The following is a 26,664-nucleotide window of genomic DNA, read 5'->3' as shown; positions in this document are numbered from 1 at the left end:
CCGGGAAATTATGCGGGAAATACTCACGCCGGATACCGGCGCCCTTCTCACGGAACTGCGCCATGTCAGTCACGTAAATATTGAGCTTGATGACGTCCCTCAGGTTGGCTCCGGCGCCCTCCAGCACCCCCTTGATATTCTCGAAAACGGTGCGCATCTGGAGAGCCATATCACCCACGCCAACCGGTTGGCCGTTCATATCCACCGAGATTTGACCGGCCACAAAGATAAGCTTACCGCCGGTGACCTCCCAGGCCTGGGAGTATTCACCTACCGGTTTGGGGGCGAACTCACTCTGGACGATTTCTTTCGTCATATTTTACCTCCTTAAAGAATTCGGAACCAACCAATGCACGGTAACAAATATAGGTTGGCGGCAGGCTATTGTCAAACCGGCTTACTCGCCTCCACCGCAGGGATTGCAATTGGCAATTCTGGTATAATAGAACTCAAGGGGATAATCTTACACTATCCACATGATTACGTGTCAGGAAATCAAACTATGAACAGAAGTATCCTGCTGGTATTCGCCCATCCTGATGATGAGAGTTTCGGCCTGGCCGGTACCATTCTCAAGTATTCTCAGCAGGGCGTACCGGTAGACCTGGTGTGCGCCACGAAAGGTGAAAAGGGCTCCCGGATTGATGTACCAGACAACATAAGCACCGGGAGCGCCCGGGAGGATGAACTGCGGGCGGCGGCCGCCATTACCGGCATCCGCCGGATTTACTTCCTGGACTACATTGACGGTGAACTGGACAAAGCCGATACTGACGAAGTGACCGCCAAAGTCTTCGAGATAATACGGCAGCTCCTGCCGGAAGTGGTGATAACCTTCGGGCCGGACGGTATTAGCGGTCACGGCGACCATATCGCTATCGGCAGGGCAGCCACCGGAGCCTTCGAGAGGCTAAGCGCCACCGGGGCCGGGCCGCGCAAGCTTTACTACGTGACCATACCGGCCAGCGCTGTACCTGAGGTCGGTGAGTTCGGCGTCATCACCCGTCCTGATGATGAGGTGACGCTAACCGTTGACGTCAGCCTCTATCTCGACCTTAAGATACAGGCCATCGCCGCCCACCGCTCTCAACAGGACTCCCAAGATTTCATCGAGATGCTCCGTCAAAACCGGCAAGCCGGATTCGCCATAAAGGAGCACCTCTACCGGGCTGTCCCCGCTCCCACGGGTAAAGAGTCCGACCTGTTCCAATAATTGCGCGGCTACGTTCCGTCTAACTCTTCCGGCCGACTGTGACCAGTATCTGCACCACAAACATCAGCCAGACAATCCCGCAGATAATGCTCAGTATGCCGATAGGCATCATATAGGGGGTCATCAATGCCTCCAGTTGAGGGCCCACTACTCCGGCAATGAAAGCGTTACCGGCGCGAATACCTACCGTAATCATCAACACAGCCTGTATCGTGAAGCCAATCACAAAGACCCAGAATATCCAGTTGATAAGGCGCGGCGCCGCGATGGGCTTACCGCTGAGAACTGGCACCAGATAGTAGACCACCGCCGCCAAGAGCAGTGAGACCCACCCCAGGAGATTGACATGGACATGAGCTCCCACGATGATGGCGGCCGGTCCCTGGGTGATAAACTCGTGAATCGGACCCTGTGCCTGAAGCGCGCCCTGAACAACACCCCAGGCAAAGAAGAGCACCGCGGCGACAATAAACTTCACCAACCGCTTGTTAGTTTCTATTGCTTGCATCCTGGCACCTCCTGTTTGATTCAGTAAGAAGACTGTTAACGCTTAATTCCATTCACATCCGGACACCTCCTTATAGAATTCTAGGGAGCTGTATATTTGATGAATTGCAGCAGCGCGTCTATCTCTTCCGGGCTGAGCCTCGTCTTCCAGGCTGGCATATTGGTATAGGGGATACCCTCAACTATGGTCTCTTTTACGGCAGCATCACTCCGTACCCCCAGGCTATCCGGTGTCAGTGCGCCACCGGAGCCGTACACTCCCTGCCGGCTTTCCCCGTGACATGAAGCACAATTAGCGGAATACAGGCTGGCGCCATCCGGAACCGTGGTTATGTCCCCCCTAGGCGCGTTGGCTGGCGGCGTTGCCTGGCCCTGGCAGGCCAGTAATAGCAGATTTGTGATGACCAGTATGATGGGAGTTATCCGATGTGTCACAGGCTACCCCGATACATTTCCATAATCAGCACAATCACGGAGAAAGTACTCAAACGGCAACAGTATGGCCTATCTTACGCCTGCCGCCGTTGTATCTCAGCCTGTCTTAATATGTTAAGTAGCATAGCACTGACACCAAATTTCAGATATACTGGGAACAGCGTATTGTTGACTACATAGAAGTACCTGTTTCCAGACCGGAACAGGCTTAATATTGACTCGCGTGTGACTTCTCAATTCCGGTTATCAGACCCGTAAAGGAGGTTATTATCATGGCCAAGCTAGAAGAGTACGCAGACAAGTACCAGACCATCCAAATGGAACGCCGCAACGGCATTCTCCAGGTTACTTTTCACACGGAAAACGGCCCCCTGCAGTGGGGAACGCTGCCCCACCGTGAGTTCCCCCGCGCCTTCGGAGATATCGGCAGCGACCCGGAAAACAAGGTGGTTATCATCACCGGCACCGGGGACGTCTTCTCCGGCCCCAAAGCAACGCCCGGCGTCCGCGCCCGGGGCCCTGCCTGGTGGTGGGACAAGATTTACTGGGAAGGGAAGCACCTGCTGATGAACCTGTTGAATATCGAAGCGCCTATGATCAGCGCCATCAACGGCCCGGCCCTGCGCCACTCCGAACTGCCGCTGACCTGTGACATCGTCCTGGCCGCCGAGGAAGCCGCTTTCCAGGACTCCGGTCACTTCACCAACGGGCTCATTCCGGGCGACGGGATGCACGTTATCTATCCCCTGCTGATGGGATTGAACCGGGCTCGTTATTTCCTGCTCACCGGCCAGACGCTATCGGCACAGCAGGCACTGGAACTCGGACTGGTCAATGAAGTCCTGCCCAAGGAGCAGTTGCTCCCCCGTGCCTGGGAACTGGCCGAGCAGCTGGCACAGCAGCCGCCACTGGTTCTGCGTTACAGTCGGGTACTGCTCACCCAGCACCTCAAAAGCCAGATACACGACCTGCTGGGATACGGGCTGGCGCTGGAGGGGATGGGCACGATGGACGACCGCCAGGACAAGAGTCCCTGATATCGCCTCAGCTTATTTCTTAAACCAATTATTTCTTTTGTCGCGCACCTACACACGACCTCACCCCCTTTATCCCCCTCTCCTACCAGGAGAGGGGGAAGAGTTTTAAGAGAGGGGGCTTTGCCCCCTCTCTACTGTACACTCCCCCTTCCCTCTGGGGAAGGGGGCACAGGGGGATGGGCACCCTAATCGCTTATACCAAGTCAATAAATATTCTTTTCATTTATAGAGTACAACTGTACATTCATTTACCTGGCGCGACCCTAGCCTCACCGAGTCAGGCGTAACGACCGCCATCGACAAGGATGTTTTGACCGGTGCTGAAGCTGGAAGCGTCCGAGGCAAAAAATACGGCGGCACCGGCCATATCTTCGGGTACCGAGAGACGCCCTAACGGCACCTGGGCGGCCGCCCGCTTAAAGTCATCGTCGTTGCGCACCCTTTCCGTGAGCCTGGTCTTGACCAGGCTGGGGCTGATGGCATTAACCCTTACGTTGTAGGGAGCCAGCTCCATGGCCAGCACTCTGGTCATTGCCAGTATGCCGCTCTTGGCAGCAGCATAAGCGCCCACCATCGGGCGCGGGTCGTGCCCTAGAGTCGACGCGATATTGATTATGTTCCCCTTCTTCTGGGCAACCATTATCTTGCCCGCTGCCTGGCAGCAGAAGTAGCAGCCCTTGAGATGGGTATTGATAATGCTGTCCCAGTCTTCTTCAGACATTTCCAGCAATGGTATCCGCAGGTAGTTACCGGCGTTATTGACCATAATATCAATCCGGCCGAATTCCTTCATCACGGCCGCTACCAGGTCAGCCACATCTGTACTGGAAGAAATATTCGCCCGTACCGCCAGAGCCCGCCGCCCCTTTCCTCTGATTTCGTCAGCCACCCCCACCAACTCGCCATCTGCAAGCGTCCGGCTGCAAATAGCCACATCCGCCCCGGCTTCAGCCATAGCCAGCGAAATAGCCCGGCCAATCCCACTCTTACCACCGGTAACCAGAGCCACCCTACCCGCCAGGGAAAAATCAACAATACTCATCGGTCAGCCTCCTTAACCGGCTTTTACCGTGCTGAATGCGTCAGCGACCACCTTCACCGTCGCCTGAATATCCTCATCACTGTGCGCCAGGGAGATAAAGGCAGCTTCAAACTGCGACGGCGGCCAGTAGATACCATTGGACAGTAGCTCCCGGAAAAACCGGGCAAAAAGGGTTGTATCTGACCTTTTCGCTGAGTCATAATCGACCACCGCCTGAGCAGTGAAAAAGACGGTCAGCAGTGACGCCACCCGCGCAATACGCACACTGATACCAGCCTCAGCCGCGGCGGCAGTGACGCCTTCCGCCAGTCTTGATGCTTTCGCTTCCATTTGTTCATAGACCCCGGGGTAACTCAAGACTTTTACGGTTTCGATACCGGCGGTCATCACCAGTGGGTTCCCGGAGAGTGTCCCGGCCTGATAGACCGGCCCTTCCGGAGCCATCATCTCCATAATCTCCCGCCGCCCGCCGTAGGCCCCTACCGGCAGTCCGCCGCCGATAATCTTGCCCAGGCAGGTCAGGTCAGGCGTTATGCCGAAGAGACTCTGCGCTCCTCCGTAAGCTACCCTGAAACCGGTGATAACCTCATCGAAGATAAGCAGTGCCCCGAACTGACTGGTCAGGCGACGCAGTTCGGCCAGAAAACCGGGTTTAGGCATCACCAGCCCCATGTTAGCCGCTACCGGCTCGATGATGACGGCGGCAATCTCCCCGTGATAACTCCGTAAGATTTCCTCCATGGCGGCAGCATCATTATAAGGGGCCACCAGCGTATTCTGGGCATAGCCCTGCGGAACACCGGGGGAATCGGGGATTCCCAGGGTTGCCACCCCTGAACCGGCTTTAGCCAGCAACCCGTCAGAGTGCCCGTGGTAGCCACCGGCGAATTTTATAATGCGGTCACGTCCGGTGAATGCCCGGGCCAGACGCAGCGCCGTCATCGTCGCTTCCGTACCCGAGTTGACAAATCGCAGCATCTCCAGAGAGGGCATCGCCTCCGATATCATCTTCGCCAGCGTTATCTCAAGCTCAGTGGAAGCGCCGAAGCTGGTACCCCGCGCCACGGCTTCCCGCAGCGCTTCAACCACATGAGGGTGGGAATGCCCCAGGATCAGCGGCCCCCAGGAACAAACATAGTCGATATATTCATTGCCATCAGCGTCATAGATTTTAGAACCCTGTCCCCGCACCATGAAAGGGGGAGTTCCGCCGACCGCCTTAAAAGCCCGTACCGGGCTGTCAACGCCGCCGGGCAGGTAGCGCCGGGCTTCCGCGAAAAGTTCCTGGGAACGCTTCAATTCCTTCATTGTCACCCCTCAGAAAAACACTAATCCTAAATCCGAAGCACTAAATCCTAAACAAACTTAGTCTAGAGAGGCTGCTGAGAGATGAACTGTCATTGCGAGGGCAAAGCCCGAAGCAATCCATAGCCTGGGGAACGGATTGCTTCGCTACGCTCGCAATGACCAACAAACCAACTCATTTAATTGTTCTTAGACGCCCCCTCTAGAGCCACTGCGCCACTTCCCTGGCATGGTAAGTAAGGATAATATCGGCTCCCGCCCGCTTGATGGCGGTGAGCACCTCCAGTATAATCTGCTTCTCGTCCAGCCAGCCGCGCTGGACGGCCGCCTTGACCATGGCATACTCGCCGCTGACATTATAGGCAGCGACGGGATAGTTATAGGTTTCACGTACCTCTTTAATCACATCGAGGTAAGCCAGCGCCGGTTTGACCATGATAATATCCGCCCCCTCGGCGATATCCAGCTCCACCTCCCGCATCGCCTCGCGCCGGTTGGCCGGGTCCATCTGGTAGGAACGGCGGTCGCCAAACTGGGGCGTCGATTCCGCCGCCTCACGGAAGGGCCCGTAAAACGCCGAGGCATACTTCGCCGCGTAAGCCAGGATGGGAATACGCGGGAAGCCGCTTCCGTCCAGCGTCTCTCGAATCGCCCTGACCCGCCCGTCCATCATGTCGGAAGGAGCCACGATGTCGGCACCGGCGGCAACGTGTGACAGCGCCGTTTTCGCCAGCAGCGCCAGCGACCGGTCATTGTCAACATCACCATCGACGATAACACCGCAGTGCCCGTGGCTGGTATACTCGCAGAGACAGACATCGGTCACCACCAGCAGCTCCGGCACGGCTTGCTTGATAGCCCGTACCGCCTGCTGGACAACACCCTCATCATGGTAAGCCTCCGAGCCGACCTCATCCTTGTGTTCCGGGATGCCGAAGAGGAGCACCGCCGGAATACCCAGACCGGCGACCTCTTCAACTTCGCGTTGCAGCCGGTCAGGAGAAAAGTGAAAGACACCCGGCATTGAAGGTATCTCCCGTTTTATGCCCTTACCTTCCACGACAAAGAGAGGATAAATCAGGTCATCCTTTCTGACATGAGTCTCACGCACCATCGCCCGCAGAGACGGTGTCTGACGCAGACGGCGTAGACGCAACTGAGGAAAGCCAGCCATCTAAGCCTCCTTTCCGAAGTATTCTTCGATAGCCGTTACCAGACCGGGAATTGTCTGCTCGCGGGCCAGGATATCCACCTTCAGTCCCTTGCTCACAGCGGTTTCCGCGGTCTTGGGGCCGATGCAGGCAACCTTAGCCCCATTCACGGGCGGCGGTTCTCCTTGAAAGGCAGTCACCAGATTGGACACCGTAGACGAACTGGTGAAGGTGATAACGTCAATCTCACCATCCGAAAGCATCTGCCGCGCCCGAGCGATGGCGTCAACCGCCGGTAGCGTCCGGTAGGCGGCGATTTCCCGGGCTTCAGCGCCCAGTTTCATAAGACCTTCGACCAGTTCTTTATCGGCGATATCTGCCCGGGGAAGGAGAAAGCGCTGTCCGCCAACTTCCAGCTTCTTCAGTCCGTTGACAAACCCCTGGCCGGTATAGACTTCCGGCATGTAATCGGGGACTATACCCTTCAGCGCTAAAGCTCCGGCTGTCGCCGGCCCGATAACGCCCACTTTCAACCCGCCGAGGCTGCGGCTGTCCAGGTTGAGGGCATGCAGCCTCTGAAAAAAGGCTTCCACACCATTGACGCTGGTAAAAACCAGCCATTGATATTGTTTTAACTGCAAAATAGCCCGGTCAAGCTCGTCGCTATTGAATGCCGCCTGAATATCAATCGCCGGTAGCTCCACCGGCTGAGCTCCGCGCTCGGTGAGGAGCCGACTCAGAGCGCTGGCCTGGTGCCGCGCCCGGGTGACCAGTACCCGCTTGCCGAAGAGGGGACGATTATCAAACCAGCGCAGCTTTTCCCTCAACCCGACCACCTCACCAACCACGATTACCGCCGGTGGTCTTAAACTTTGCTCTGTTACCCTATCGACAATATCAGCCAGGCTACCGACCGCCGTCTTTTGTCCCGGCCGGGTACCCTGCTCAATCACGGCTACCGGCGTATCCGCCGGACGGCCATGCTCAACCAGTCGCGCCACTATCTGGGGCAGGTTTTCCATACCCATCAGGAAGACCAGGGTATCCACCGCCGTCGCCAGCTTTGCCCAGTCGATACTGGAGACGGCTTTCGCCGGGTCTTCATGCCCGGTGATAACGGCAAAAGATGATGCCAGACCGCGGTGGGTCACCGGGATACCGGCATAGGCAGGTACGGCCACTGCCGAGGTTACCCCCGGCACCACCTCAAACGGTAGCTGCTTATCCACCAGGACAGCAGCTTCTTCACCACCCCGCCCGAAGACAAAGGGGTCGCCGCCCTTGAGTCGTACCACCACCTTGCCCTCTCCTGCCTTCTGCACCAGCAGCCTGTTTATCTCGTCCTGTGTTTTGCTGTGCTGGCTGGCCGATTTGCCAACGTATATCCGCTCGGCTTCAGGGGATGCCGAGTCCAGCAGCCGCTCATCGAGCAAGCGGTCGTAGACAATGACCTCAGCCTGCGCCAGGCAATCAAGCCCCCGCTTTGAAATCAGACCGGGGTCACCCGGCCCGGCGCCGACCAGATAGACTTTACCTCGTTTCACCCTACGTCACCTCGGAGATGAACTCGGCGGCACCAAGGGACAGCATCCTTTGCGCCAGTTGCCTGCCCACCGCCTCCGCATCAGCAGCCTTACCTTCCTCAACCAGTCGTAACCGCTTTTTACCGCCAGGCTCAGCAACCATCCCTTCCAGTTTTAAGGTATCGCCGGTGACCGTTCCCAGTGCGGCAATCGGCGCCCGGCAGCCACCGCCCAGAGCATCGAGGAACGCCCGCTCGGCGGTAACACTATGCCAGGTAGGCAGGTGGTTTATCATGGAGACCAGTGCCACCGTATCTTCATCGTCAGAGCGTGTCTCCACCACCATCGCCCCCTGCCCCACCGCCGGTAAAAAGTCCTCCAGGGACAGGTATTCACTTACTTTATCATGCCACCCCATCCGTATCATCGCCGCTGCTGCCAGTATAACTCCGTCAAACTCCCCGCTGAACACCTTCTGCACACGGGTATCAACATTCCCCCGGATGCTGTCCACTTTCAAATCAGGACGGAGGGCGATAAGCTGAACGGCGCGCCGCAGGCTGCCGGTACCGATTCTGGCGCCTGCCGGAAGCCCGGACAGCTTCCCACCCCTGGATACCAGCACATCCCCGGGGTTAGCCCTTTCCAGTACCGCCGACAAGGCTAATCCTGACGGAACCCGGGTAGGCATGTCTTTCAGGCTGTGCACTGCCAGGTCAATGCTGCCATCAATCAGGGATTCTTCCAGCTCCTTGACAAAGACACCCTCCCCCGCCAGACGGTCAAGGCGGGTCTGACGGTCACGGTCTCCCTGAGTGGTTATCTCCGTTATGTTGACTTCCAGATGATGGTTCTGCTGCTTAATCCGCCCAGCAACCAGCTCGGTCTGAATCAGGGCAAGCCGGCTGCCCCGGGTGCCGATAGTGATACTCTGCTTCACTCCGATCGCTCCATATTCAATTGGAAAAGATGGCTTACTATTTCCGCATAATCACCGTTGTTAGCGGTTTCCGTTTTCAGATAGTATATCGGGTACTGAAGTATCTTGGTCACAATCGACCTGGTCATCGCCTCGACATTGTCCCGTTCTTCATCAGAGAGATTATGTAATTTACCGAGAGTCTTGTTCAGCTGCTTGAGCCGTATGTCCTCAGCCTTCTGCATCAGGGCGCTTACCACGGGCCTGATCTCAAGGGCCTGCCACCAGGTGCTAAATTTACCAACCTCATCACCGATGATTGCCAGCGCCAGCTTGATTTCACCCTCGCGCTGCTGGCGGTTCCGGTCAGAAATCTCGGTAAGGTCGTCAATGTTATACAGGAAAACGTTGTTTAATTGCCTTACCCTCGGCTCCACGTTACGGGGCACGCCGATATCAATGATGACCAGGGGCGACTCAGGACGGGAGCGCATCGCTGCCTCTACCAGACTGAAGTCCAGTATCCAGTGTGGCGCTCCGGTGCAGGTAACGGCAATATGGGACGTGCTTAATTCAACCGGCATGTCATCCAGGGTAACGGAGACAGCGCCCAGCGCCGCCGTCAGGACGGAAGCTGTTTCCCGGGAGCGGTTGGCAACCACTATCCGGGAAGTCCCCCTCTCCTTAGCCACTTTCGCCACCAGCCTGCCGGCCTCACCGGCGCCGATAACCAGCATCTTACAATGCGCCAGGTCGGTAACAATCCCGGCAGCCAGGTCCACCGCCACCGAACTGACAGAGAGGGCATTCTTGCTGATGCCGGTCTCCTCCCGAACACGCCGGCCGGTACCAATGGCGCTCTGGAACATATGGCGTAACGGTAAGTCCACCATCCCCGCTTTCTCGGCAACCTTCAGCGCCTGCTTCACCTGTCCCAGAATCTCAAATTCGCCGATAATCATCGAGTCAAGTCCACTGGTGACACGGAAAAGATGCTCTACAGCCGCCTTATCCCGGTAAGTATAGATGTGCTGCTGCAAATCAGCGTCAGCGATGTCAAAGTGGGCTTTCAGGAAACCGGCGCTGGCTTCCTCAGCATGTACAACATTACTACCGGTGGTATAAATCTCAATACGGTTACAGGTAGAAACAATAACACCGGTGGAAAGGTACTTCCCGAGCATTGCCAGTGAATCCTGGAGCTGCCCGGCACTGATTGCCACTTTTTCACGGACAGCAATCGGCGCGGTACCGTGGTTCAGACCGACCAGACTAACATGCATCTAAATCGACCTTACCTTCATTACTTACTTTTACTTCCTGTCAAACTGGCGAGCACGGCGTCCCTGGCTTCCTTAGCATTCCCCCTGCGCACCAGGTCGCTCAATAAGTCCAGGTCCAGGGCTTGCTGCCAGGCATCACCGTCAACCCTGATCCCCTGCCGGCTGACATCAGCGCGTACTTCACCAATCAACTGCGCCAGGGCGGCAAACTCGTCACCGAACTCCTCTTCCAGTCTGACCCTGATCTTCTTAGCCAGTGCCGGGCTTCTCCCGGCGGTGGAAATGGCGATGGTAATATCCCCCCGCCGCAAATATGATGGAGCGATAAAATCGCAGTTCTCCGGGTCATCAACAACATTGACCAGCACCCTGCTTCGGCGAGCCTCCACGGCAACCTGCCGATTAATATCATTATCATCAGTGGCCGCGATAGCCACCGAGGCTTCTTTCAGGTCGCCCGGCTGGTAGCTGCGGCGCAGGACAGTGATTTGACCTTCCTCCACCAACTTAATCATCTCCGTGCAGGGTTCGGGGCTGATGACCTCAACAGCAGCGCCAGCTTCAAGCAGCGTCCTGACCTTACGCAGGGCAACCTGCCCGCCACCGACGACCACGCACTTTTTGCCGCTGAGGTTCAGGAAAAGCGGATAATAGAAAGAGGGCAGTCTTTTCTTCATACCTGGTATCTGACCCTCACCTTCTTAAATTCCCTGGTGCTGAAGAGCATGATGCAGTCCCCCAACCCGGTCTCCGCCGCCACCCGGTCCGCAATCTGCCGGCACCCTTCCGCAGAATCGTGGTGTATCATGGCGAAGAGATTATGATGCCATAAAGGATTGGTCTGTCTCTCGTAGCAATGGCTGACCTCCCGCAGCGCCGCCAGTTTTTCCCCGGCAGCATCGACTATCTCCGGAGGTGCCATCCAGCAGGTCATCGCATTCGCCTTGAAACCGGCCCGTTTATGGTTGATAGCGGCGCCGAAGCGCCGTATCACTCCGCTCTGCTGGAGCATCCGGCAGTGAACCAAGAAATCATCTAGTATCATACCCGCCTGCTCAGCAAGAGCATCAAAGGGACGGGGAACCAGCGGCAGGTCCTGCTGGAGTCCATTAACTATCATTCTATCCGACTCGGAAAGACCAAATGGTTGCGGAACAAACTCTCCAGACTGTATACCGGAGTCAACGGCCGCCTGACTGCCCTCATCCATGGCGAAATAGGCCCGCAGCTTAAACATTTTAACTGCGGGCAGTGAAAAGATGGCTTCGGGGTTGATATCAGCCGCCAGTTGTTTAAGCTCGGCATCGAAATCGGTCACCGGCGGAATGGCCAGGGTAAACCAGAAATTAAAGTGATGGTTCCGCTCGTAGGCATGGCTGACTCCGGGATGCTCCGCGATAATCCGCGCTGCTTCATCCAGCCGGTCTTCCGCCAGCCTCATTGCCACCAGCGTGGTCCGGTAACCGAGGCTGCGGGCATCGAGTACCGGCCCGATCTGGCGGACAATGCCCGCTTCCTTCAAGCCTTCGATACGGCTGATAACCTCTTCCCCCCGAATACCCAGTTGCAAACCGAGGTCGGCAAACGGCTCAACCGTGAAGGGGAACGCCGTCTGCAGCAGACTGGCCAGTTTCCGGTCAATACCATCCAGAGTCAGACTAGGCATCAACCAGGTCCTCCATCGTCGCCGCAGGCTGGTAGACACAGTAAGGCTCGGCATCAAGACAATCGCCGGTAGTCTCGTAAGCCCGCGCCCGGCAGCCGCCGCAAATCCTGCGGTATTCACAAACGGCGCACTTCCCTTTTAGATTGGACAGATCTCTCAAACTGCAGAACAGAGGCGAAGTAGACCAGACCTGCCCGAAGCTTTCTTTTCTGAGGTCTCCCGCCTCGACATCAAGGTAGCCACATCCCTTCACCTTCCCCTGGTAGGAGATAAAGCAAAAGCCAATACCGGCCAGGCAACCACGGGTGATGGCATTGACCGGGGGGTGCCCGCCAGCCGATGGATGACCGGCAGGCGGCTGCGGGCTTGCCGCAATGCCGGAATCCCGGTCCTGTTTCTGTCTCTGCTTGAGCACCCTCATGTAGTGGGGAACGTCAGTCGGCTTAAAGAACATCCGGTCGCCCAGCTCCCGCTGCTTATCGTATATCCAGTGCAGCGTCCGCTCGTACTGCTCCGGAGGCAGTTCCATCGCTTCCAGACCCTTGCCCCGGCCGGTGGGTACCAGCATGAACGGGTGGAAAGCGACCGCCCCCACCTTGAGCGCCAGCGCCAGCAGATCGTCCAGGTAGTTTACATTCAACTGCGAAATGGTACTGTTAATCTGTATTTCCACACCGGCCTGCCGGGCATTGGCGATGCCGGTCATCACGGCGTCAAACGCGCCCGCCTGCCCGCGAAAATTGTCCTGGAGATTGGCCGTCGGGAAGTCCAGGCTAATCCCGACACGCGCTACCGGGACTTCCTTCAATTTAGCCGCCACTTCCCCGGTAATCAGCGTACCATTGGTACCCATGACCACCCTCAGCCCCTGAGTGGCGGCATACTTGCCGATGTCAAACACATCCGGTCGGGCCAGCGGTTCGCCGCCGGTGAGGATAAGGATCGGCTTACCTACTTCCCGTATCTGATCGACGACACGGAAACACTCCCCGGTGGTCAGTTCCCCGCTGTACTGCGCGGCACTGGAGGAACCCCGGCAGTGGGCGCAGAGCAGGTTACAGCTACGGGTTATCTCCCAGGCTACCAGTTGCAACCTGGGTTGAATGATATCTTTTTGATTATCCGGCGCTACCACAGTCATGCTAGCAGTCCAATCTCCTCATCGGTAAGATAACAGGCCGGGTCTTCCGCCCAGACATCATCAAACACGGCTTCGGCGCGCACCCGCAGGTTGCCATTGCAGAGGTCAAGATACTGGCAGCGGGCGCAGCGGCCCTTGAGCAGCGACCGGCGGTCTTTCAAACCCTGCAACAGCGGCTCCGCGGTATCTGTCCAGATATCAGCGAACTTCCGCTGGCGCACGTTACCCAGCGAGTAGTGCCACCAGAACTGGTCAGGATGGACATTCCCCAGGTCATCAACGGCGCCAATCTTAATACCGGAGTTATTGCCTCCATTAGTCCTGAGCATCTCCAGTACGGTACTGGCGCGCTCCGGGTCCTGCTCCCGCAGTTTGAGATAAAGATAGACGCCATCGGCATGGTTGCTCACGGTAAGAATCTCTTTCTGGAAACCACGCCGGTGCAGGTCTAGCGTACGGTCACAAATTTCATCAACCACCGCTCTGGTCTGGGCATGGTCGACATCCTCCGCCCGCAGGCTGCCCCCACGGCCGGCATAAGCCAGATGGTAGAAACAGACCCGGTTGACGCCTTCTTCCTCAATCAACCGGAAAATAGCCGGAATCTCCTGATAGTTGAAACGGGTGATGGTCAGGCGCAAGGATACCTTTACCCCCAGAGCCACGCAGTTGCGGATACCATCCAGGGCTGCCTGGTAGGCGCCTTTCCGACCGCGAAAGCGGTCATTGTTCAGGCCGATGCCGTCCAAGCTGATTCCCGCTTCGGCGAAGCCAATCTCGCTGATTTGCTCAGCTACTGACCGGTTGATCAGGGTACCATTGGTAGATAGAGCCACCCTGATGCCAAGCTCCCGGGCCAGCGCGGCCAGCTCAAAAAGGTCTTTCCTGAGCAGGGGTTCACCACCTGAGAACAGAATGACCGGAACCTTAAATTCAGCCAGGTCATGCAGCAGCGCTTTCCCGGCATCCGTATCCATCTCTTCCGGAGACCGGCAGTTGTTAGCGCTGGCATAACAGTGAAGACAGCTTAAATTACATTGCCGGGTAAAGTTCCAGACCACCACCGGCCGTGGTATTCCCGGGGCCGGTTTGATACCGGAGGGATGCCCCTTCGACTCTCCATAGCGGAGACCGTCACCGGGACTGATAGTATCACAGAGCAATCGAGAGATCGATATCATGCCAGAGCTTCTCCTTTAACATCAATTCGAAATAAGTTATGGTGCTGCTGGTGTGCCGCCACCAGCGAGACCAGGGCTTCATCCATAACGTGACCGACGCGCGGTATCGCTTCCACCACGCGTCCATTAAATGCTTCTCTTTTCTTGACCATATGAGTCGCCGCATCCATAATCGGGGTGCGGTGCAGCATAAAAGCTTCCACCGAATCAGTCAGGGGAAGCCCGATTTTAGCCAGTGTATCGCCAAAGTCATGCCCGACTTCCCGTGCCAGCTTAACCGTCTCCTCCCGTTTTGAAGGCTCGGTGATATAGCGGATAATCAGGCTGAGAAGACGGCGGCCCAGGTGAGCCAGACGCTCCTGTGATTCTTCATCAAGCCGGTTATACCAGAAAGTAGCCTCCAGCGCAGCTTTGAAGACCTCGCGGTGTACCTGGACGGTATCTTCCAGTTCCCCAACCAGGTCCTTGATGCCGAGCATCTTCTGCTGCGAGCCCATGAACTTCTTTAAATCTGTCCTCGAATAGCGCCGGTGACCGCCGGGAGTGATGAAAGCCTTTATTTTGCCTTCATCCGTCCACTGCCGGAGAGCCGCCTCACTGACCCCCAGGACATGACTGGCTTCACTGATACTGATTAGGGACTCCTGGTTCAAAAGCCCACGCTCCTTGACAACCGGTTAAACGCTGAGGAAACTACTGTCTTTTAGACTAAGTATAATCGAAAATGGCGAAAACTGCAAAATTCTATAAAATTCTAAAACAGAATAGACGGTTATACGATAGCTGTAAAGGATAATATATCCCGTATTTATACCAAATAGTACCTGGTTTCTCCCCTAATTATATCCTGCTTCTGCCGCTCACTTCTGATTAAGAGGGTTTCACCGGATGAGACAGGCTGTCCGAAATTGTCATTCTGAGGGAATATAGTGACCGAAGAATCTGGGGGTGGGGCTTACAATGAGGCTGTAGCCTCCCCAACCCAGGTACTTCGCGGAGTTTACACTGAGCGAAGCGAATGTGCTCAGTATGCCAATTCATCGTTTTCAGACAGCCTCTACTTATTGATTCCCCGCTGTATCCCGCGCAGGTAAGTAATCTGCCCCACGTGCAGCAAAACATCGGCAAAGATACGGCCCAGGATAAGGCTCCTCGGTTCCGGGTCACCGCGATGCTGCGGGATTACTTCCGATAATACCTCGTTCGTCGTCCCCTTCAGAAAAGCCAGTGTTTTCTCTCGTGTCGCATTGTGATAAGCATGGAGGGCTTCCAGCTTCGGTACCGGCCAGGCTTGAAGCTGCTCCAGCGTGTAGCCAGCGCCCCTCTCCTTGGGCGGGGTACCCAGCTTTTTCTGCCAGCCTTCAACATCGTAGAGTTCATCTTTACCCTGCGCCATAGTGTTCACCCAGTGGTCTTCCAGGCGGGTCATGTGCCACAGAGTGAAGAGAATGCTATTACATTCAGGGGTGGGAGTCCAGGCAGCCTCTTCCTGGGTCAGTCCGTCCAGTGCCCCGGTCAGAAAACCCTCGCTATGATCCAGAAATTTCAGCATCAGCTCGATGGTATTCATTAACACCTCCTTACATACCAGTACATTCTAGTACTTTGTAACACTTAATCCTTCGTTTAAGAGATAGCCACCAAAACTGTCATTGCGAGGACGAAGCCCGAAGCAATCCGCCACCCCGAGAAACGGATTGCTTCGCTACGCTCGCAATGACGACCGGTACAATTTAAGTGATACAAGCTACTAGCGGCTATCTCACTGCATTGTAACAGCCAGGACGTAAAAGATAAAGACGCCTGCCCGAGATAAGACATCACCAGCAAGGAGAAAATCCACAGAACATAATGTATTCCAGGATTTCATTCCCCACAATCACCACTATCCTGTCCAACCAGTCCTGCAGATGATCACTTATTTATCCCCCGCTGCATCCCGCGCAGGTAGCCTATCTGGCCGATATGTAACGCGACTTCAGTGATGCTGCGCGAGATTATCGCCGCCACCGTCTTGAGACGTGCGTCAGGCTGCACCACTTCCCCCAGCGCTTCGGCAGTGATGGAGTTGAGATAGGCCAGGGTTTTCTCCCGCACGGCTTTATGATAGTCCAGCACGTCTTCCAGCTTCGGCTCCGGGAAGTCATGTATCTGCTCCAGAGTATAGCCGGGGCCCCTGTCCAGGGGTGTCGCCAGCTTCTTCTGCCAGCCGCCAGTGTCGTAGACCTCTTCTCCGTGCTGAATCAGCGCATTGAGAAAGTGGTCTTCGCCACGCGTAAAGTGCCACAGCAGCCAGATGATATTGTTGCACTCCCCGGTACCGCGGAAGGTGGCTTCCTCCTGGGTTAGACCATCCAGCCACCTGTCCAACCAGTCTTCGCTCTGCGCATAGGACCTGACAATCACTTCAATACAGCTGTCCATAGATACCTCCTGAGCACCTTCAGTTTAATAAAACGCATTGTAACTCTCGGAACAACAAGAAGTAAAGCGAGTTAGCCGGCCGAATTAAATAAACCACTACTACGAAGCTAATTTTTGGAGTAAAGCTCTACTATCTACTTAAGTTCCTTATCGCTTTCCCCTTTATCAGTTAGTGCCTCTTGTTAGTAAGACAGCACTACTATCGTATAGTACTTATTATTGGAGTAAGTATCGGTCTTAACACCTATTTCTTTAATTCTAGGATCGTACAGTATTCCTCTAGATTGTTCTTGTCTAACCCAGTAGTCTAATAGTTCCTGTGGTTCAGTGGTCTCTCTAGACTCGTGACCAAGTATGAGGTAATCTCTGGGATGGTCGTCGGAGACTGAAAGTTTTCCCAACTTTCCTACTTTTTCTACTTCTTCTGTGGCAAAGTCAAAGTTCCTTTGAGACCAAAGTAAAGGAGTTAGCTTTTTGTTCTCTCTAACGTCACTTATTGACCGCGCTATATCCTTTTCTAATGGAATGGGATCTGAAATTATAGAGGCTGTTTTTGAGTAAAACTCTTGATATTCTATTCTAGTTTCTAGTATTTCCTTATAAGAAACACCTTTTAGCAAGTCATTGAAAGTCTCTGTACCTGTGGTTAGCGTCCAATAAACTTTGGTAATATTAGTACCTCCGTACCAGTCTATTACCTTATCACCAAAGTCGTCCCTACTAGATAATAGAGTAACCTTGTAGTAACCCGGGGAATTTTCTGGAGTGAAACTTAGAGTTACTTCTATCACTGTGGTAACTTTGTTGTGAAGATCTAAAGGATCTACCACACTGCTCGTTAGAGCGATGACTTGGGGAAGGTTTACACTTTGCTCTTGCTCTACTTCTTGAGTGCTAGGACTTGGAGGAATCCTTGCAGGAATGTAGACTTGAGGTTTCGGATAAGTTTGCGTCTCTTGGCTATTATCCTCTTGGCCAGGGGCGAAGATAATAGGAGGAGGTTCTTGATTAGGCATGGGTTCCTGCGTAGTATTAGGCAAAGTAGATAGCTGACATCCTGGCATAGTTAGAATTATTAATACTAGTAGACTTAGGAATGCTATAGGAACTTGTTTTCCTCTGCCAGTTGGGCTTTTTGGGACTTTTCTCATCTTTTTCTCCTTTATGTCTTTTTAGTACAATTACCGGTGCCTCCTTGGAAGAATGATTTCTTTTTTGGCCACTTGTTGAAATGTTAGCGGTAGATCCTGCCTCCGGATGAAGGTGCTACTTGTTTAATCCCCGCTGAGCCCCGCGCAGATAAGCAATCTGTCCCACGTGCAGGGCAATCTCGGTGACGATACGCGTCAATGTGACGCCTACCGAGTCAGAAGAACGCTCAGGACGGGGGATCTCGGAAAGCTTCTCCGCAGTAAGGGAGTTAATGAAATCCAGTGTTTTCTTCCTCACCGAGTGAAAGTACCCTTCGACGTCTGCCAGCTGCGGAACCGGCCAGGCACGGAGCTGTTCCAGGGTATATTCCCAGCCCGTCCCCTTTTCCGGTGTACCCAGTTTCTCTCCCCACCCCTCCGCCTCATAAAGTTCCGGCAGTCGCTGCACAACACGGTTGAAAAAGAAATCCTCCACCCGGGTCACATGCCAGAGGATAAAAATGATGCTGTTGCTTTCCGGGGCCGGGGCCCAGGTCGCCTCCTTCTGGGTCAACCCGTGCAGCGCTCCAGTCAGATATCCCCGGCTCTGCGCCAGAGACCTCAGTAAAACTTCCTTTGCCTCCATAGACACCTCCAGATGCTCTCGATAGCTCCTGCTAACGCATTGTAATTGGCAGTCGCTAATAAGTAAAGAACCCCGCCGCCGCTAAAAAGAGCCGCCGGGACCAGCCATCCAGACCACCTTATTTGCTAAAAGCGCAATGAAAGTGCTACACTTATTGATTATAGGTATGGACTATGCCGTTATCGAAGAGAGTTTCGAGAGCCTCATTTCCTGTTGGGCTGACTCAAACCATCGGCTTATGTGGAACCCGGTCTTCGTGTTACCTGCCTGGTTAAAAGTCTGGTGGCAGGAATTTAACCCCGAGGCTGAGCCGTATTTAGTCACTATCCGCCGGGAGGGGGAAATTATTGGTATCGCCCCGCTGCTGATAAAAGAAGGGCGGGCCTCTATCATCGGTAGTGCTGACGTCTGTGACTATCTTGATTTCGTGGTTGCCGACGGTAAAGAGGAGGAGTTCTTTAACACTCTACTCGATGATCTGGGGGAAAAAGGGGTGAAACACCTGGACTTAGGTTCTTTACGACCCGATTCTACGGTGCTTACCAGTCTGGTAGGGATAGCTGTGAAGCGGGGATATGAAGTTCTGTGCCAGCCGGAGGATGTTTCTCTGGAGATAGACTTACCGGCTAGCTGGGAGGAATACCTGGCGACACTGAGTAAAAAGCAGCGCCATGAAGTAAGACGTAAACTAAGAAGACTATGGGAGACCGGCAAAGTAGAATACCGCTGTTCCAATTCAAACCATCTGAATGAAGATTTCATGGACACCTTTTTGAAACTCTTCGCGCTGAGCCGGCAGGAGAAAGCCGGTTTTATGACCGCCCGCAGGGAATCCTTTTTCCGGTCACTGGCCAAAGCGATGGCTGAGATTGGACTGCTTAGATTCGGCATCCTCGAGATTGATAAACAACCCGTAGCAATGACTATGGGCTTTGATTACGGCGATACGATATACCTGTACAATAGCGCCTACGACCCGCAGTTCAACTCGTTAAGCGTCGGGGTATTGTGTAAAACCCTCTGTATTCAGGAAAGCATCAAGGCGGGTAAAAAGAGATTTGACCTGCTGAAAGGGAATGAGATATACAAATACCACCTGGGAGGTAGAGAAGTCCCCTTGTCCCGCTGCCAGATAACCGCCAGGTAATGGTGGAGAAAACTGCTGATGACAGTCCGCAAATTACGAATCGCTATGCTCAGTGTTCACAGTTGTCCCGTGGGGACCCTGGGCGCTAAAGATACCGGAGGCATGAGTGTCCATATCCGGGAACTGGCTGGCAAACTGGGCAAGCAGGGGCATACCGTTGATATCTACACCCGCGTTCATGACCCCAAAGACCCTCAGATTGTAAACCTCGGCCAGAATGCCCGCTTGATTCACCTCAGGGCCGGTGACGAGGAAATAGACAAGTTGGCCGTATATACTTGCCTGCCTGACTTTGTTGAGAACCTGGAGAGCTTCAGAGAGAACGACAGCCTTCAATACGATTTATTGTATAGCCATTACTGGATTTCCAGCCTGGCGGGCAAACATCTGCAACAACGCTGGAATATCCCCCACATCACCACCTTCCATACCCTGGGCGCGGTCAAGAATGCCATTGGTATCGGTGAGAAAGAACCTGACCTGCGCATTGAGTCGGAAAAGGAAGCCGTCCGGGACTGCCAGCACATCATTGCGACTACGGAGAAAGAAAAAACCAGCCTGATTCACTATTACGGAGCTTCACCGGAAAATATCAGCGTGGTCCCCTGCGGAGTGAACATGGAGCTTTTCCGCCCGGTAGACAAAGAGGACGCCCGGCGGGAGCTAGGTTCAACTGATGATAAGATTATCCTGTTCGTCGGCCGGATTGAGCCACTGAAAGGCATCGCAACATTACTGAGAGCAATGCCTTACCTGCAAGATGGCCACCGGCCGAGGTTAGTTATTATTGGTGGTGATAAGCGCAGCCAGCCGGAAATAGAAAAGCTACAAGGTCTCTGCCGGGAACTTCAAATAGAAGATTCGGTCACTTTTCTGGGCATGATAAAACAGGATAAACTACCTTATTTTTACAGCGCGGCTGAAGTTTGCGTGATTCCTTCCTATTATGAAAGCTTCGGCCTGGTAGCCCTGGAGTCATTAGCCTGCGGCACGCCGGTAGTGGCTACGGACGTCGGTAATCTGAAAGACATTATTCAGCCGGGAGTTACCGGTTATGTAGTTACGGAGAATACCCCCCACAGCCTCGCCGAGAAAATAGACCGGATTCTCTGCAACCCTCAACCCCATACGGAATCCGCTCTCTCAATCCGGGCATCAGTACACGGCTTCTCCTGGACTAACATCGCTGAGGCAATTAACCGGGAATGCCAGCTGGCAGTGGACAATTATCTCATCCCCGTACTTTAGCCGATTCCCCCTGGCAAACTTATGTACTCTCCCCCGTGTCTATTACCTTTTCGTACCAGAAGCTTCTGGTCTCAATTTCAAAACCGACAGACTGGTAAAGGTTAACCGCCACCTCATTCTCACTGTCTACCGTCAATTCTACCGTTTCCAGGCCTTCTTCCTTGAGGTGAGCCAGGCCGACTAACAACACCAGTTTCCCCGCCCCCATGCCTCTATAATCCGGGTCCACTCCGAGCATAAAAAGTCGCCCCTTTCCCTTCCCTGAAACCCTACCACCTTTACCGAGCGTCTTTGTCCAGCAGTAGCCTATGACCTTACCCTCATCAAATAACAGAATTACATCTTCCAGAAACTGCCCGGTAGATTCAAGGAAATATTTTGTCTCTTCAACGGTATTCGGGTTATATCCCCAGGTACCGGCAAAGGCGCGGTTCTGAATCTGGGTCAGGATCTCTTCTTCACCGGGTTGCAGGTGACGGTAGGTTATATCAGGGGGGTTAGTATCCACCCCGGGGACTTTGGTCATATCCAGTTTCAGTTCAAGAAAACGCCGGACACACTCAAAGCCAAACCTGGGCAACACGCTTCTAGCTGCCACATCTTCCTGGGAGATATTGACATGCGCAACTTTTGCCCCCAGTTCCCGGGCGCGCTGAAAAGCGCGGTTTAGCAATTGGGTCGAAATTCCTTGCCGGCGGTGCTCAGGATGCACCCAGCAATCGAAAATAACCCGCCCGATACCCAGGTTCGAGGTAATGTCCAGATAGCCAACCGGCTTTTCCTTGATGCTGGCGAGAAACAGGTCACGTTCCGGAGAGTAGTTTGGCCGCCCGAGTCTCCTGGCAATAGCTTGTTCCGAGATAAAACGCCCGGCCGGTTCCAGTTTTTCAGCCTCTATAGTCAACTGGACGAATTTACCAAAATCGCCCGGCTGATAATTCCTGATACTATAGGGAAAACCTCCCATAACGGCTATCAGCCTCCTCAGACTATAATTGTACCAGTCTGCATAATGTTATACAATGTCTAGTTATAACATCTCAGAACCAAGGAGGCTCAGGTAATGACTGAACAGGCTCAAGTAATGGTGGTAACACCACACCCCGATGACGCTGAATTTGGCGCTGCCGGAACCATTGCGCGCTGGACCAGAGAAGGTAAAAGCGTAATATATGTACTTTGCACCAATGGCGACAAGGGCTCCAGTGACCCCGCTATGAAACCGGAGGAACTGGCCAAAATCCGGGAAGAGGAGCAACTGGCAGCCGCCAAGGTGCTTGGAGTCAGAGAGGTCGTCTTCCTGCGCCATCCTGACCAGACCCTGGAAGATACATCCGAGTTCAGGAAAGAGATTGTGCGCTTGATCCGGATGTACCGTCCGGAGACTGTGGTCACCACTGACCTGTACCGCCGCTATATTTGGCACCGTGACCACCGCATTACCAGCCGGGTAACCCTGGATGCCATTTTCCCTTTTGCCCGTGATTATCACGCTTATCCTGACCTGATTGCAGAAGGACACATGCCCCACAAAGTTAAAGAAGTATTCCTCTGGGGTTCTGAAGAACCAAATTATTGCTCCGATATTAGCGATACTTTTGAACTCAAGCTAGCCGCCCTGCACTGCCACAAGAGCCAGGTAGGAGACCGCATGAACCACGAGATGGAAGAACGGCTGATGGAACGCTGCAAAACAATGGCTGAGGGAACAGACTACGAGCTTGCCGAGGCTTTCCACCGGGTAGAGATATGGCGGTAAAGGATTAAGAAGAAGCCCAGAGCACATCTCCGTACAGATTGGCGTCATGCTGGCGGGCGGAAAACACGGCGAAAGCGTCCTTTTCCTTCTTTAGTACGGTAACGGCGCCATGTCCGGGATACACCGGGGTATCATCCGGCAGGGGGAAAAGCTTTCCGGTTATCGTTTCGACTATCTGCCGGAAATCCGCCGGCGACCATGTCTTGCCCGGGCCTCCGGGAAAGAGGGTATCCCCGGATATCAGGTAGCGGCCCACCTTAAAGCAGAGACTGCCCGGCGTATGCCCCGGCGTATGCAGTACCTCCAGCTTTATTTTCCCCGCTGAGATAGTATCCCCGTCTTTCAGCAGCATCTCCGCTTCTGCCGGCAAATTCCCGGCATCTGCGGCGTGTACCGCCAGGGGTATCATTAACCTGACGTGCAACTCGGCAAGGGCGCCCAGATGGTCCATGTGGTTATGGGTCAGCAGTATGTACCTGAGGTGAGTACCCTGCAAGCCGGCCATGATTTTTTCCGCTTCCGCCGGAGTATCAATCAGGACGCTGTCGCCGCTTTGCTGGCAGACGATGATATAAGCGTTGGTACCGTAGGGACCTAATTCAAGCTTTTCAATACGGACGTCATCACCTTGGGCTATGACCACCATATTATTAACCCCCCTTGAATACTGCCTGATTTTGCGATGGTTTTTATTATATCACAATATGATACTGATTGACGTGAGTGATATAATATAATCTGATATGCGTAAGAATCTTTACCTGTTCCTGGCGCTGGCTTGCTTTCTCGCCCTGGTCGGCATCTTTATTGTCGACGGGTACATGGGCGTGTATGACACCGTCTTCATAACCACCGGTGAGTTCGAGCAAAGAGTAGAGGACGATTACTGGCAGCAAGCTGGGCGGGGCTTTGCTCCCGTCCCGGTACCGGTGGGGGGAAGCACCAACGCCTATTTTGTATATGCCAACCGTGGCGACAGAATAGCGTTCCGCTATGAGGTAGACAACCGCCTTTTCTCAAACTATGCGGCTGATATCGATATTTCCGCCTGGCGCAGCCAGGAAAAGCTGCGCGACCTGGCCTCTCAATCAATGCAGTTAGGCTCATTTGAAAAAGGGGAGGTGCGCTGGGAGCTTAATACCGATGAGTTCAGGCCCGAGGGCATCCCTGCCGAGCAGGCCTACAACCTCAGTGTGGTCATCAACGCGGGAAAGGTTGAGCGCAGAATCGTCATTAGCGTAAATCCCCTTATTACTCCGGGACGACCGTTTTAGGAGTCAATATATGAGACTGGTATATGTGCTCTACGGATTTGGTATCCTGTTCTCTGTGGCGGGTATCGGTTTTCTGGCTGGAGAATACATCAGGTTTATGTCTGAAATCGGCAAGCTGGTCAGCCTCCTGCTGGTCACCGCCATGTTCGCCTTTTTAAACAAATACTTTGAAGAGATAGGCTGGTAATCGGATGGCTTCCATAATTACTATCGCGGTACTGGCAGCCTTGGCTTTCCTCGTCTGGTTCGTGTACCGGGCGGTAAAAAACAGGCAGGTAAAAGCGCATAACATTGCTTTCGGTATTTCCGTGCTTACCGGTATCTTTAGCTACGCTTTCTTCCTCGGTATGGACATTCCCCAGCCACTTAAAATACTGGTAAGCATCTTTGTGGGCATCGGCCTGATATTCTTCGCTGCTTATCTTCAGCGCCGCCGCCAGCCGGACAAGCCATAAACCAGCGCCGGTTTCCTTTACTGATCATCCCCAAAATAAAAATAGAGACAGCGATCTTTTTTACAGAAGGAAATTGGACGAAAATATGGCCGGAGAGCTAAAGTATACTGTCTTTACTACCGATGCCGGCTGGGTAGGAATCCTGGGTGGGGCGGGGGGGCTGTTGACTATAACCTTCCCCCGGCGCTCAGAACCGGAAGCGTACCGCCTGTTAGGTGACACAATCAAACAGGCCACCATCTCTCCCCGCCTGTTTGCTGACCTGATGGAACGCCTCAAGGCTTACTTTCGCGGCCAGCAGGTAACCTTCCCCGATAAAATCGACCTGTCAGGGGCTACCCCGTTTCAGCGTGAGGTATGGCAGAAGACCAGGCTCATTGCATACGGTGAAACACGGAGCTATGCCTGGGTAGCCAATCAGGTCGGGAAGCCAAAAGCGGCCCGGGCCGTGGGGCAGGCTCTGGGCAGCAACCCGCTGCCCATTATCGTACCCTGCCACCGTGTGGTCGCCAGTGATGGCAATCTCGGCGGCTTCAGCGGAGGAATCGAGATGAAAAGGAGCCTCCTTCGCCTGGAAGCCGCTGGCCGGGGCTAGCGGTTCTGATATCAAGTCTGGTGAGCCTCAGCCAGGTCCCCCGAAGAGATTCGCCCGATATATCCGGCGTTTGGCCTCGGAGACCCCTTTCATTTTCAGGTTCAGGAAATCAAGCTCGTACTGCTCAATCAGGCCCTCAGCGGCGAAGCTGTAATAGCGGTCATTGCCGATGATGATATGGTCAAGCACCTTGATCCGTACGATACTGGCAGCATAGACCAGGTCTTTGGTTAATTCCTGGTCACTTTTACTGGGCTCGGGGTTGCCTGAGGGATGATTATGAACAAAAATCAGTGAGACGGAGTTATGCTTAAGCGCGCTTTCCACGACCTCACGCGGGGATACAGAACTACTGTTCACCGTCCCGCTAAAGAGGTCTTCTGTCTCAATAATCTGGTTCTGGCTGTTCAGGTGTATGACCTTGAACACCTCTTTCCTAAGGTCACGCATGGAGTGATAAAGATAATCAAAAATCTCCTGAGCGGACTTATAGATGGGCTTGTCAATGATTTTTTCCTTGAGGAATTCCCGGGCCACCTCCTGCACCAGCTTAATGCCGAAGGCGCTGTGAGGCCCGACGCCGTCTATCTGCTGCAACTCATCAGGAGAGGCTTCGAGGACTCCTCTCAGGGTCTTAAACTTCTCAATAGCCTCTTTTGCCGCCGGTTTACAGTCCTTACGGGGCGTACCCAGACTGAGGAGAAGCTCGACAATCTCGTAATCGTGGAACCCCTTCAGGCCCGACCTGATAAACTTCTCCCTTAGCCTTTTCCTGTGTCCGTCTGTTTTATCTCTGTCCGGCATCCTGGACCTTCCTCGTTAGTCTACCAGTACGATGTAACACAACCCGTTTCGCACCGTAGTCGTGTCCTGTCATTGCGAGCCTTCCCGCTCAAGCGGAGGCGAAGCAATCTCATTCGGCGGGATTGCCACGTCGCTTCGCTCCTCGCAATGACAACCCGAGTTCCTGAGCGAAAGATTGTGCGTTACAGTCTACTAGTTTGTTTGCCATTGCGAGCGTAGCGAAGCAATCCGCTCCCCAGGCTACGGATTGCTTTGGGCTCGGCCATCGCAATGACGACTCACCCACTTTCGTCGGTATGGTTCTCGAGCATAGTAACGAACGTCAGAAATACCTCACTAAACGACCCTCAGGTCCGGACTGGATAGGTACAGATAAGAATCTTCCGGGTGGTAGTACATACCGATTGACCTCAACTCAACCCCCGCTTTCCTGGCTTCAGCCAGCAGGTCGCACAGTTCGGGGTCGCCGCTCTGGTTCGGCTTGAATGCCGTCACTCCGGGCAGCGCGGCGATAAACAGGATAATAGCCCTTCCCCCTTCAGAGACATGTTGAGTCAGTTCCCTGATATGTCTCCTCCCGCGTGCCGAAGGACAGTCCGGATACATGGCATAATGCCCCTGCCGGAGAACGGCGCTCTTGACCTCCAGGTAGACCTGTTCCCCGTCACCTTCCAGAAGGTAGTCGATGACGGAGTCGCCCAATCTGGCATTCCTCCTGAAGCTGCGGCAGTCATCAAGCCAGGGGATGAGCCGCATTTCCAGGGCTTTCTCAAAAACCA

Annotated in this window: 31 protein-coding genes; 9 read left to right on the top strand and 22 right to left on the bottom strand. The window is 54.2% G+C overall.

The window, feature by feature from the left end; genetic code table 11:
* On the bottom strand, nucleotides 1–316 hold a 316-nt coding region (locus tag Q8Q07_04175), incomplete at its 3' end, for a RidA family protein (protein MDP3879488.1).
* 186 nt (nucleotides 317–502) lie between these two features.
* Between Q8Q07_04175 and Q8Q07_04170 the strand changes: the two genes are divergently transcribed.
* Nucleotides 503–1,213 (top strand): PIG-L deacetylase family protein, encoded by a 711-nt coding sequence (locus Q8Q07_04170; GenBank protein MDP3879487.1) that lies wholly within the window; start codon nucleotides 503–505, stop codon nucleotides 1,211–1,213.
* A gap of 19 nt (nucleotides 1,214–1,232) precedes the next feature.
* Here Q8Q07_04170 and Q8Q07_04165 read toward each other — a convergent pair whose 3' ends face one another.
* Both Q8Q07_04165 and Q8Q07_04160 read right to left on the bottom strand, forming a co-directional pair.
* Nucleotides 1,233–1,721, bottom strand: coding sequence for a cbb3-type cytochrome c oxidase subunit I (locus Q8Q07_04165; protein MDP3879486.1), 489 nt, complete (start codon nucleotides 1,719–1,721; stop codon nucleotides 1,233–1,235).
* Nucleotides 1,722–1,801: 80 nt separating this feature from the next.
* Complete coding sequence (locus Q8Q07_04160) at nucleotides 1,802–2,155, bottom strand: cytochrome c (protein ID MDP3879485.1); 354 nt, start codon at nucleotides 2,153–2,155, stop codon at nucleotides 1,802–1,804.
* Between the two features lie 272 nt (nucleotides 2,156–2,427).
* On the opposite strand from Q8Q07_04160, the gene Q8Q07_04155 reads away from it, so the two are divergent.
* Nucleotides 2,428–3,192, top strand: a complete 765-nt coding sequence (locus tag Q8Q07_04155) for an enoyl-CoA hydratase/isomerase family protein (GenBank protein ID MDP3879484.1) — start codon at nucleotides 2,428–2,430, stop codon at nucleotides 3,190–3,192.
* Between the two features lie 277 nt (nucleotides 3,193–3,469).
* Here the strand turns inward: Q8Q07_04155 and Q8Q07_04150 are convergent, their stop codons facing one another.
* The 15 genes from Q8Q07_04150 to Q8Q07_04080 all read right to left on the bottom strand — a co-directional run bounded on the left by Q8Q07_04150 (nucleotide 3,470) and on the right by Q8Q07_04080 (nucleotide 18,603).
* Complete coding sequence (locus Q8Q07_04150) at nucleotides 3,470–4,234, bottom strand: 3-oxoacyl-ACP reductase family protein (protein ID MDP3879483.1); 765 nt, start codon at nucleotides 4,232–4,234, stop codon at nucleotides 3,470–3,472.
* A gap of 12 nt (nucleotides 4,235–4,246) precedes the next feature.
* Nucleotides 4,247–5,542: a glutamate-1-semialdehyde 2,1-aminomutase gene (gene hemL, locus Q8Q07_04145; GenBank protein MDP3879482.1), complete on the bottom strand. Its 1,296-nt coding sequence runs from the start codon at nucleotides 5,540–5,542 to the stop codon at nucleotides 4,247–4,249.
* A gap of 199 nt (nucleotides 5,543–5,741) precedes the next feature.
* A complete protein-coding gene (hemB, locus tag Q8Q07_04140; protein ID MDP3879481.1) occupies nucleotides 5,742–6,713 on the bottom strand; it encodes a porphobilinogen synthase in 972 nt (323 codons plus the stop codon).
* Complete coding sequence (gene cobA, locus Q8Q07_04135) at nucleotides 6,714–8,234, bottom strand: uroporphyrinogen-III C-methyltransferase (protein MDP3879480.1); 1,521 nt, start codon at nucleotides 8,232–8,234, stop codon at nucleotides 6,714–6,716.
* A gap of 1 nt (nucleotide 8,235) precedes the next feature.
* Entirely contained in the window at nucleotides 8,236–9,153 is a 918-nt protein-coding gene (hemC, locus tag Q8Q07_04130; GenBank protein ID MDP3879479.1) for a hydroxymethylbilane synthase, read from the bottom strand.
* The gene (hemA, locus tag Q8Q07_04125) at nucleotides 9,150–10,415 is read right to left on the bottom strand and encodes a glutamyl-tRNA reductase (protein ID MDP3879478.1); all 1,266 of its coding nucleotides are present in this window, start codon (nucleotides 10,413–10,415) and stop codon (nucleotides 9,150–9,152) included. The genes hemC and hemA overlap by 4 nt, the downstream gene beginning before the upstream one ends.
* Nucleotides 10,416–10,435: 20 nt before the next feature.
* On the bottom strand, nucleotides 10,436–11,092 hold the full coding sequence (locus tag Q8Q07_04120; protein ID MDP3879477.1) for a bifunctional precorrin-2 dehydrogenase/sirohydrochlorin ferrochelatase: 657 nt from the start codon (nucleotides 11,090–11,092) through the stop codon (nucleotides 10,436–10,438).
* A complete protein-coding gene (locus Q8Q07_04115) occupies nucleotides 11,089–12,081 on the bottom strand; it encodes a hypothetical protein (protein ID MDP3879476.1) in 993 nt (330 codons plus the stop codon). The genes Q8Q07_04120 and Q8Q07_04115 overlap by 4 nt, the downstream gene beginning before the upstream one ends.
* Nucleotides 12,074–13,222, bottom strand: a complete 1,149-nt coding sequence (locus Q8Q07_04110) for a radical SAM protein (GenBank protein ID MDP3879475.1) — start codon at nucleotides 13,220–13,222, stop codon at nucleotides 12,074–12,076. The genes Q8Q07_04115 and Q8Q07_04110 overlap by 8 nt, the downstream gene beginning before the upstream one ends.
* The gene (locus Q8Q07_04105) at nucleotides 13,219–14,403 is read right to left on the bottom strand and encodes a radical SAM protein (GenBank protein MDP3879474.1); all 1,185 of its coding nucleotides are present in this window, start codon (nucleotides 14,401–14,403) and stop codon (nucleotides 13,219–13,221) included. Before Q8Q07_04105 ends, Q8Q07_04110 begins: the two co-directional genes overlap by 4 nt.
* On the bottom strand, nucleotides 14,400–15,056 hold the full coding sequence (locus tag Q8Q07_04100; GenBank protein ID MDP3879473.1) for a helix-turn-helix domain-containing protein: 657 nt from the start codon (nucleotides 15,054–15,056) through the stop codon (nucleotides 14,400–14,402). Before Q8Q07_04100 ends, Q8Q07_04105 begins: the two co-directional genes overlap by 4 nt.
* Before the next feature lie 404 nt (nucleotides 15,057–15,460).
* Nucleotides 15,461–15,973 (bottom strand): DinB family protein, encoded by a 513-nt coding sequence (locus Q8Q07_04095; GenBank protein ID MDP3879472.1) that lies wholly within the window; start codon nucleotides 15,971–15,973, stop codon nucleotides 15,461–15,463.
* A 344-nt stretch (nucleotides 15,974–16,317) separates the two neighbouring features.
* Nucleotides 16,318–16,827: a DinB family protein gene (locus tag Q8Q07_04090; protein MDP3879471.1), complete on the bottom strand. Its 510-nt coding sequence runs from the start codon at nucleotides 16,825–16,827 to the stop codon at nucleotides 16,318–16,320.
* Nucleotides 16,828–17,009: 182 nt separating this feature from the next.
* A complete protein-coding gene (locus tag Q8Q07_04085; protein MDP3879470.1) occupies nucleotides 17,010–17,978 on the bottom strand; it encodes a hypothetical protein in 969 nt (322 codons plus the stop codon).
* 115 nt (nucleotides 17,979–18,093) lie between these two features.
* Nucleotides 18,094–18,603 carry a DinB family protein gene (locus tag Q8Q07_04080; protein ID MDP3879469.1) on the bottom strand — a complete coding sequence of 170 codons (510 nt, stop codon included), beginning with the start codon at nucleotides 18,601–18,603 and terminating at the stop codon, nucleotides 18,094–18,096.
* A gap of 154 nt (nucleotides 18,604–18,757) precedes the next feature.
* Here Q8Q07_04080 and Q8Q07_04075 point away from each other — a divergent pair, with 154 nt between their 5' ends.
* A complete protein-coding gene (locus tag Q8Q07_04075; protein ID MDP3879468.1) occupies nucleotides 18,758–19,750 on the top strand; it encodes a GNAT family N-acetyltransferase in 993 nt (330 codons plus the stop codon).
* Nucleotides 19,751–19,768: 18 nt separating this feature from the next.
* Nucleotides 19,769–20,998: a glycosyltransferase gene (locus Q8Q07_04070; protein MDP3879467.1), complete on the top strand. Its 1,230-nt coding sequence runs from the start codon at nucleotides 19,769–19,771 to the stop codon at nucleotides 20,996–20,998.
* Between the two features lie 19 nt (nucleotides 20,999–21,017).
* On the opposite strand, the gene Q8Q07_04065 is transcribed toward Q8Q07_04070, so the two are convergent.
* Complete coding sequence (locus tag Q8Q07_04065; GenBank protein ID MDP3879466.1) at nucleotides 21,018–21,965, bottom strand: GNAT family N-acetyltransferase; 948 nt, start codon at nucleotides 21,963–21,965, stop codon at nucleotides 21,018–21,020.
* Between the two features lie 96 nt (nucleotides 21,966–22,061).
* Between Q8Q07_04065 and Q8Q07_04060 the strand changes: the two genes are divergently transcribed.
* Nucleotides 22,062–22,757 (top strand): PIG-L deacetylase family protein, encoded by a 696-nt coding sequence (locus Q8Q07_04060; protein ID MDP3879465.1) that lies wholly within the window; start codon nucleotides 22,062–22,064, stop codon nucleotides 22,755–22,757.
* Nucleotides 22,758–22,761: 4 nt separating this feature from the next.
* Here the strand turns inward: Q8Q07_04060 and Q8Q07_04055 are convergent, their stop codons facing one another.
* The gene (locus Q8Q07_04055; protein ID MDP3879464.1) at nucleotides 22,762–23,403 is read right to left on the bottom strand and encodes an MBL fold metallo-hydrolase; all 642 of its coding nucleotides are present in this window, start codon (nucleotides 23,401–23,403) and stop codon (nucleotides 22,762–22,764) included.
* Nucleotides 23,404–23,500: 97 nt separating this feature from the next.
* Between Q8Q07_04055 and Q8Q07_04050 the strand changes: the two genes are divergently transcribed.
* The 4 genes from Q8Q07_04050 to Q8Q07_04035 all read left to right on the top strand — a co-directional run bounded on the left by Q8Q07_04050 (nucleotide 23,501) and on the right by Q8Q07_04035 (nucleotide 25,081).
* Nucleotides 23,501–24,031 (top strand): hypothetical protein, encoded by a 531-nt coding sequence (locus Q8Q07_04050; protein MDP3879463.1) that lies wholly within the window; start codon nucleotides 23,501–23,503, stop codon nucleotides 24,029–24,031.
* Nucleotides 24,032–24,041: 10 nt separating this feature from the next.
* The gene (locus Q8Q07_04045) at nucleotides 24,042–24,218 is read left to right on the top strand and encodes a hypothetical protein (protein MDP3879462.1); all 177 of its coding nucleotides are present in this window, start codon (nucleotides 24,042–24,044) and stop codon (nucleotides 24,216–24,218) included.
* 4 nt (nucleotides 24,219–24,222) lie between these two features.
* Nucleotides 24,223–24,486, top strand: coding sequence for a hypothetical protein (locus Q8Q07_04040; protein MDP3879461.1), 264 nt, complete (start codon nucleotides 24,223–24,225; stop codon nucleotides 24,484–24,486).
* A gap of 73 nt (nucleotides 24,487–24,559) precedes the next feature.
* Nucleotides 24,560–25,081, top strand: a complete 522-nt coding sequence (locus Q8Q07_04035) for a methylated-DNA--[protein]-cysteine S-methyltransferase (GenBank protein MDP3879460.1) — start codon at nucleotides 24,560–24,562, stop codon at nucleotides 25,079–25,081.
* Nucleotides 25,082–25,108: 27 nt separating this feature from the next.
* Here Q8Q07_04035 and radC read toward each other — a convergent pair whose 3' ends face one another.
* Both radC and sfsA read right to left on the bottom strand, forming a co-directional pair.
* Complete coding sequence (gene radC, locus Q8Q07_04030; protein ID MDP3879459.1) at nucleotides 25,109–25,885, bottom strand: DNA repair protein RadC; 777 nt, start codon at nucleotides 25,883–25,885, stop codon at nucleotides 25,109–25,111.
* Nucleotides 25,886–26,221: 336 nt separating this feature from the next.
* On the bottom strand, nucleotides 26,222–26,664 hold a 443-nt coding region (gene sfsA / locus Q8Q07_04025; GenBank protein MDP3879458.1), incomplete at its 5' end, for a DNA/RNA nuclease SfsA.

It is taken from the genome of Dehalococcoidales bacterium (assembly GCA_030698765.1).
Taxonomy (GTDB): Bacteria; Chloroflexota; Dehalococcoidia; order Dehalococcoidales; family UBA2162; genus JAUYMF01.
Note: the sequence above shows the minus strand (reverse complement) of the source record. Positions and strands in the feature narration are given on the sequence as shown.

What these genes read in the sequence shown, in the direction of transcription:
- Q8Q07_04165 (MDP3879486.1), bottom strand. Translation starts at nt 1,721, where the DNA reads ATGCAAGCAATAGAAACTAACAAGCGGTTGGTGAAGTTTATTGTCGCC.
- Q8Q07_04110 (MDP3879475.1), bottom strand. Translation starts at nt 13,222, where the DNA reads ATGACTGTGGTAGCGCCGGATAATCAAAAAGATATCATTCAACCCAGG.
- Q8Q07_04105 (MDP3879474.1), bottom strand. Translation starts at nt 14,403, where the DNA reads ATGATATCGATCTCTCGATTGCTCTGTGATACTATCAGTCCCGGTGAC.
- Q8Q07_04055 (MDP3879464.1), bottom strand. Translation starts at nt 23,403, where the DNA reads ATGGTGGTCATAGCCCAAGGTGATGACGTCCGTATTGAAAAGCTTGAA.
- Q8Q07_04070 (MDP3879467.1), top strand. Translation starts at nt 19,769, where the DNA reads ATGACAGTCCGCAAATTACGAATCGCTATGCTCAGTGTTCACAGTTGT.
- hemA (MDP3879478.1), bottom strand. Translation starts at nt 10,415, where the DNA reads ATGCATGTTAGTCTGGTCGGTCTGAACCACGGTACCGCGCCGATTGCT.
- Q8Q07_04090 (MDP3879471.1), bottom strand. Translation starts at nt 16,827, where the DNA reads ATGGACAGCTGTATTGAAGTGATTGTCAGGTCCTATGCGCAGAGCGAA.
- Q8Q07_04040 (MDP3879461.1), top strand. Translation starts at nt 24,223, where the DNA reads ATGGCTTCCATAATTACTATCGCGGTACTGGCAGCCTTGGCTTTCCTC.
- hemB (MDP3879481.1), bottom strand. Translation starts at nt 6,713, where the DNA reads ATGGCTGGCTTTCCTCAGTTGCGTCTACGCCGTCTGCGTCAGACACCG.
- Q8Q07_04080 (MDP3879469.1), bottom strand. Translation starts at nt 18,603, where the DNA reads ATGGAGGCAAAGGAAGTTTTACTGAGGTCTCTGGCGCAGAGCCGGGGA.
- Q8Q07_04170 (MDP3879487.1), top strand. Translation starts at nt 503, where the DNA reads ATGAACAGAAGTATCCTGCTGGTATTCGCCCATCCTGATGATGAGAGT.
- Q8Q07_04085 (MDP3879470.1), bottom strand. Translation starts at nt 17,978, where the DNA reads ATGAGAAAAGTCCCAAAAAGCCCAACTGGCAGAGGAAAACAAGTTCCT.
- hemL (MDP3879482.1), bottom strand. Translation starts at nt 5,542, where the DNA reads ATGAAGGAATTGAAGCGTTCCCAGGAACTTTTCGCGGAAGCCCGGCGC.
- Q8Q07_04155 (MDP3879484.1), top strand. Translation starts at nt 2,428, where the DNA reads ATGGCCAAGCTAGAAGAGTACGCAGACAAGTACCAGACCATCCAAATG.
- Q8Q07_04045 (MDP3879462.1), top strand. Translation starts at nt 24,042, where the DNA reads ATGAGACTGGTATATGTGCTCTACGGATTTGGTATCCTGTTCTCTGTG.
- Q8Q07_04065 (MDP3879466.1), bottom strand. Translation starts at nt 21,965, where the DNA reads ATGGGAGGTTTTCCCTATAGTATCAGGAATTATCAGCCGGGCGATTTT.
- Q8Q07_04120 (MDP3879477.1), bottom strand. Translation starts at nt 11,092, where the DNA reads ATGAAGAAAAGACTGCCCTCTTTCTATTATCCGCTTTTCCTGAACCTC.
- Q8Q07_04150 (MDP3879483.1), bottom strand. Translation starts at nt 4,234, where the DNA reads ATGAGTATTGTTGATTTTTCCCTGGCGGGTAGGGTGGCTCTGGTTACC.
- radC (MDP3879459.1), bottom strand. Translation starts at nt 25,885, where the DNA reads ATGCCGGACAGAGATAAAACAGACGGACACAGGAAAAGGCTAAGGGAG.
- Q8Q07_04095 (MDP3879472.1), bottom strand. Translation starts at nt 15,973, where the DNA reads ATGAATACCATCGAGCTGATGCTGAAATTTCTGGATCATAGCGAGGGT.
- Q8Q07_04050 (MDP3879463.1), top strand. Translation starts at nt 23,501, where the DNA reads ATGCGTAAGAATCTTTACCTGTTCCTGGCGCTGGCTTGCTTTCTCGCC.
- Q8Q07_04115 (MDP3879476.1), bottom strand. Translation starts at nt 12,081, where the DNA reads ATGCCTAGTCTGACTCTGGATGGTATTGACCGGAAACTGGCCAGTCTG.
- Q8Q07_04060 (MDP3879465.1), top strand. Translation starts at nt 22,062, where the DNA reads ATGACTGAACAGGCTCAAGTAATGGTGGTAACACCACACCCCGATGAC.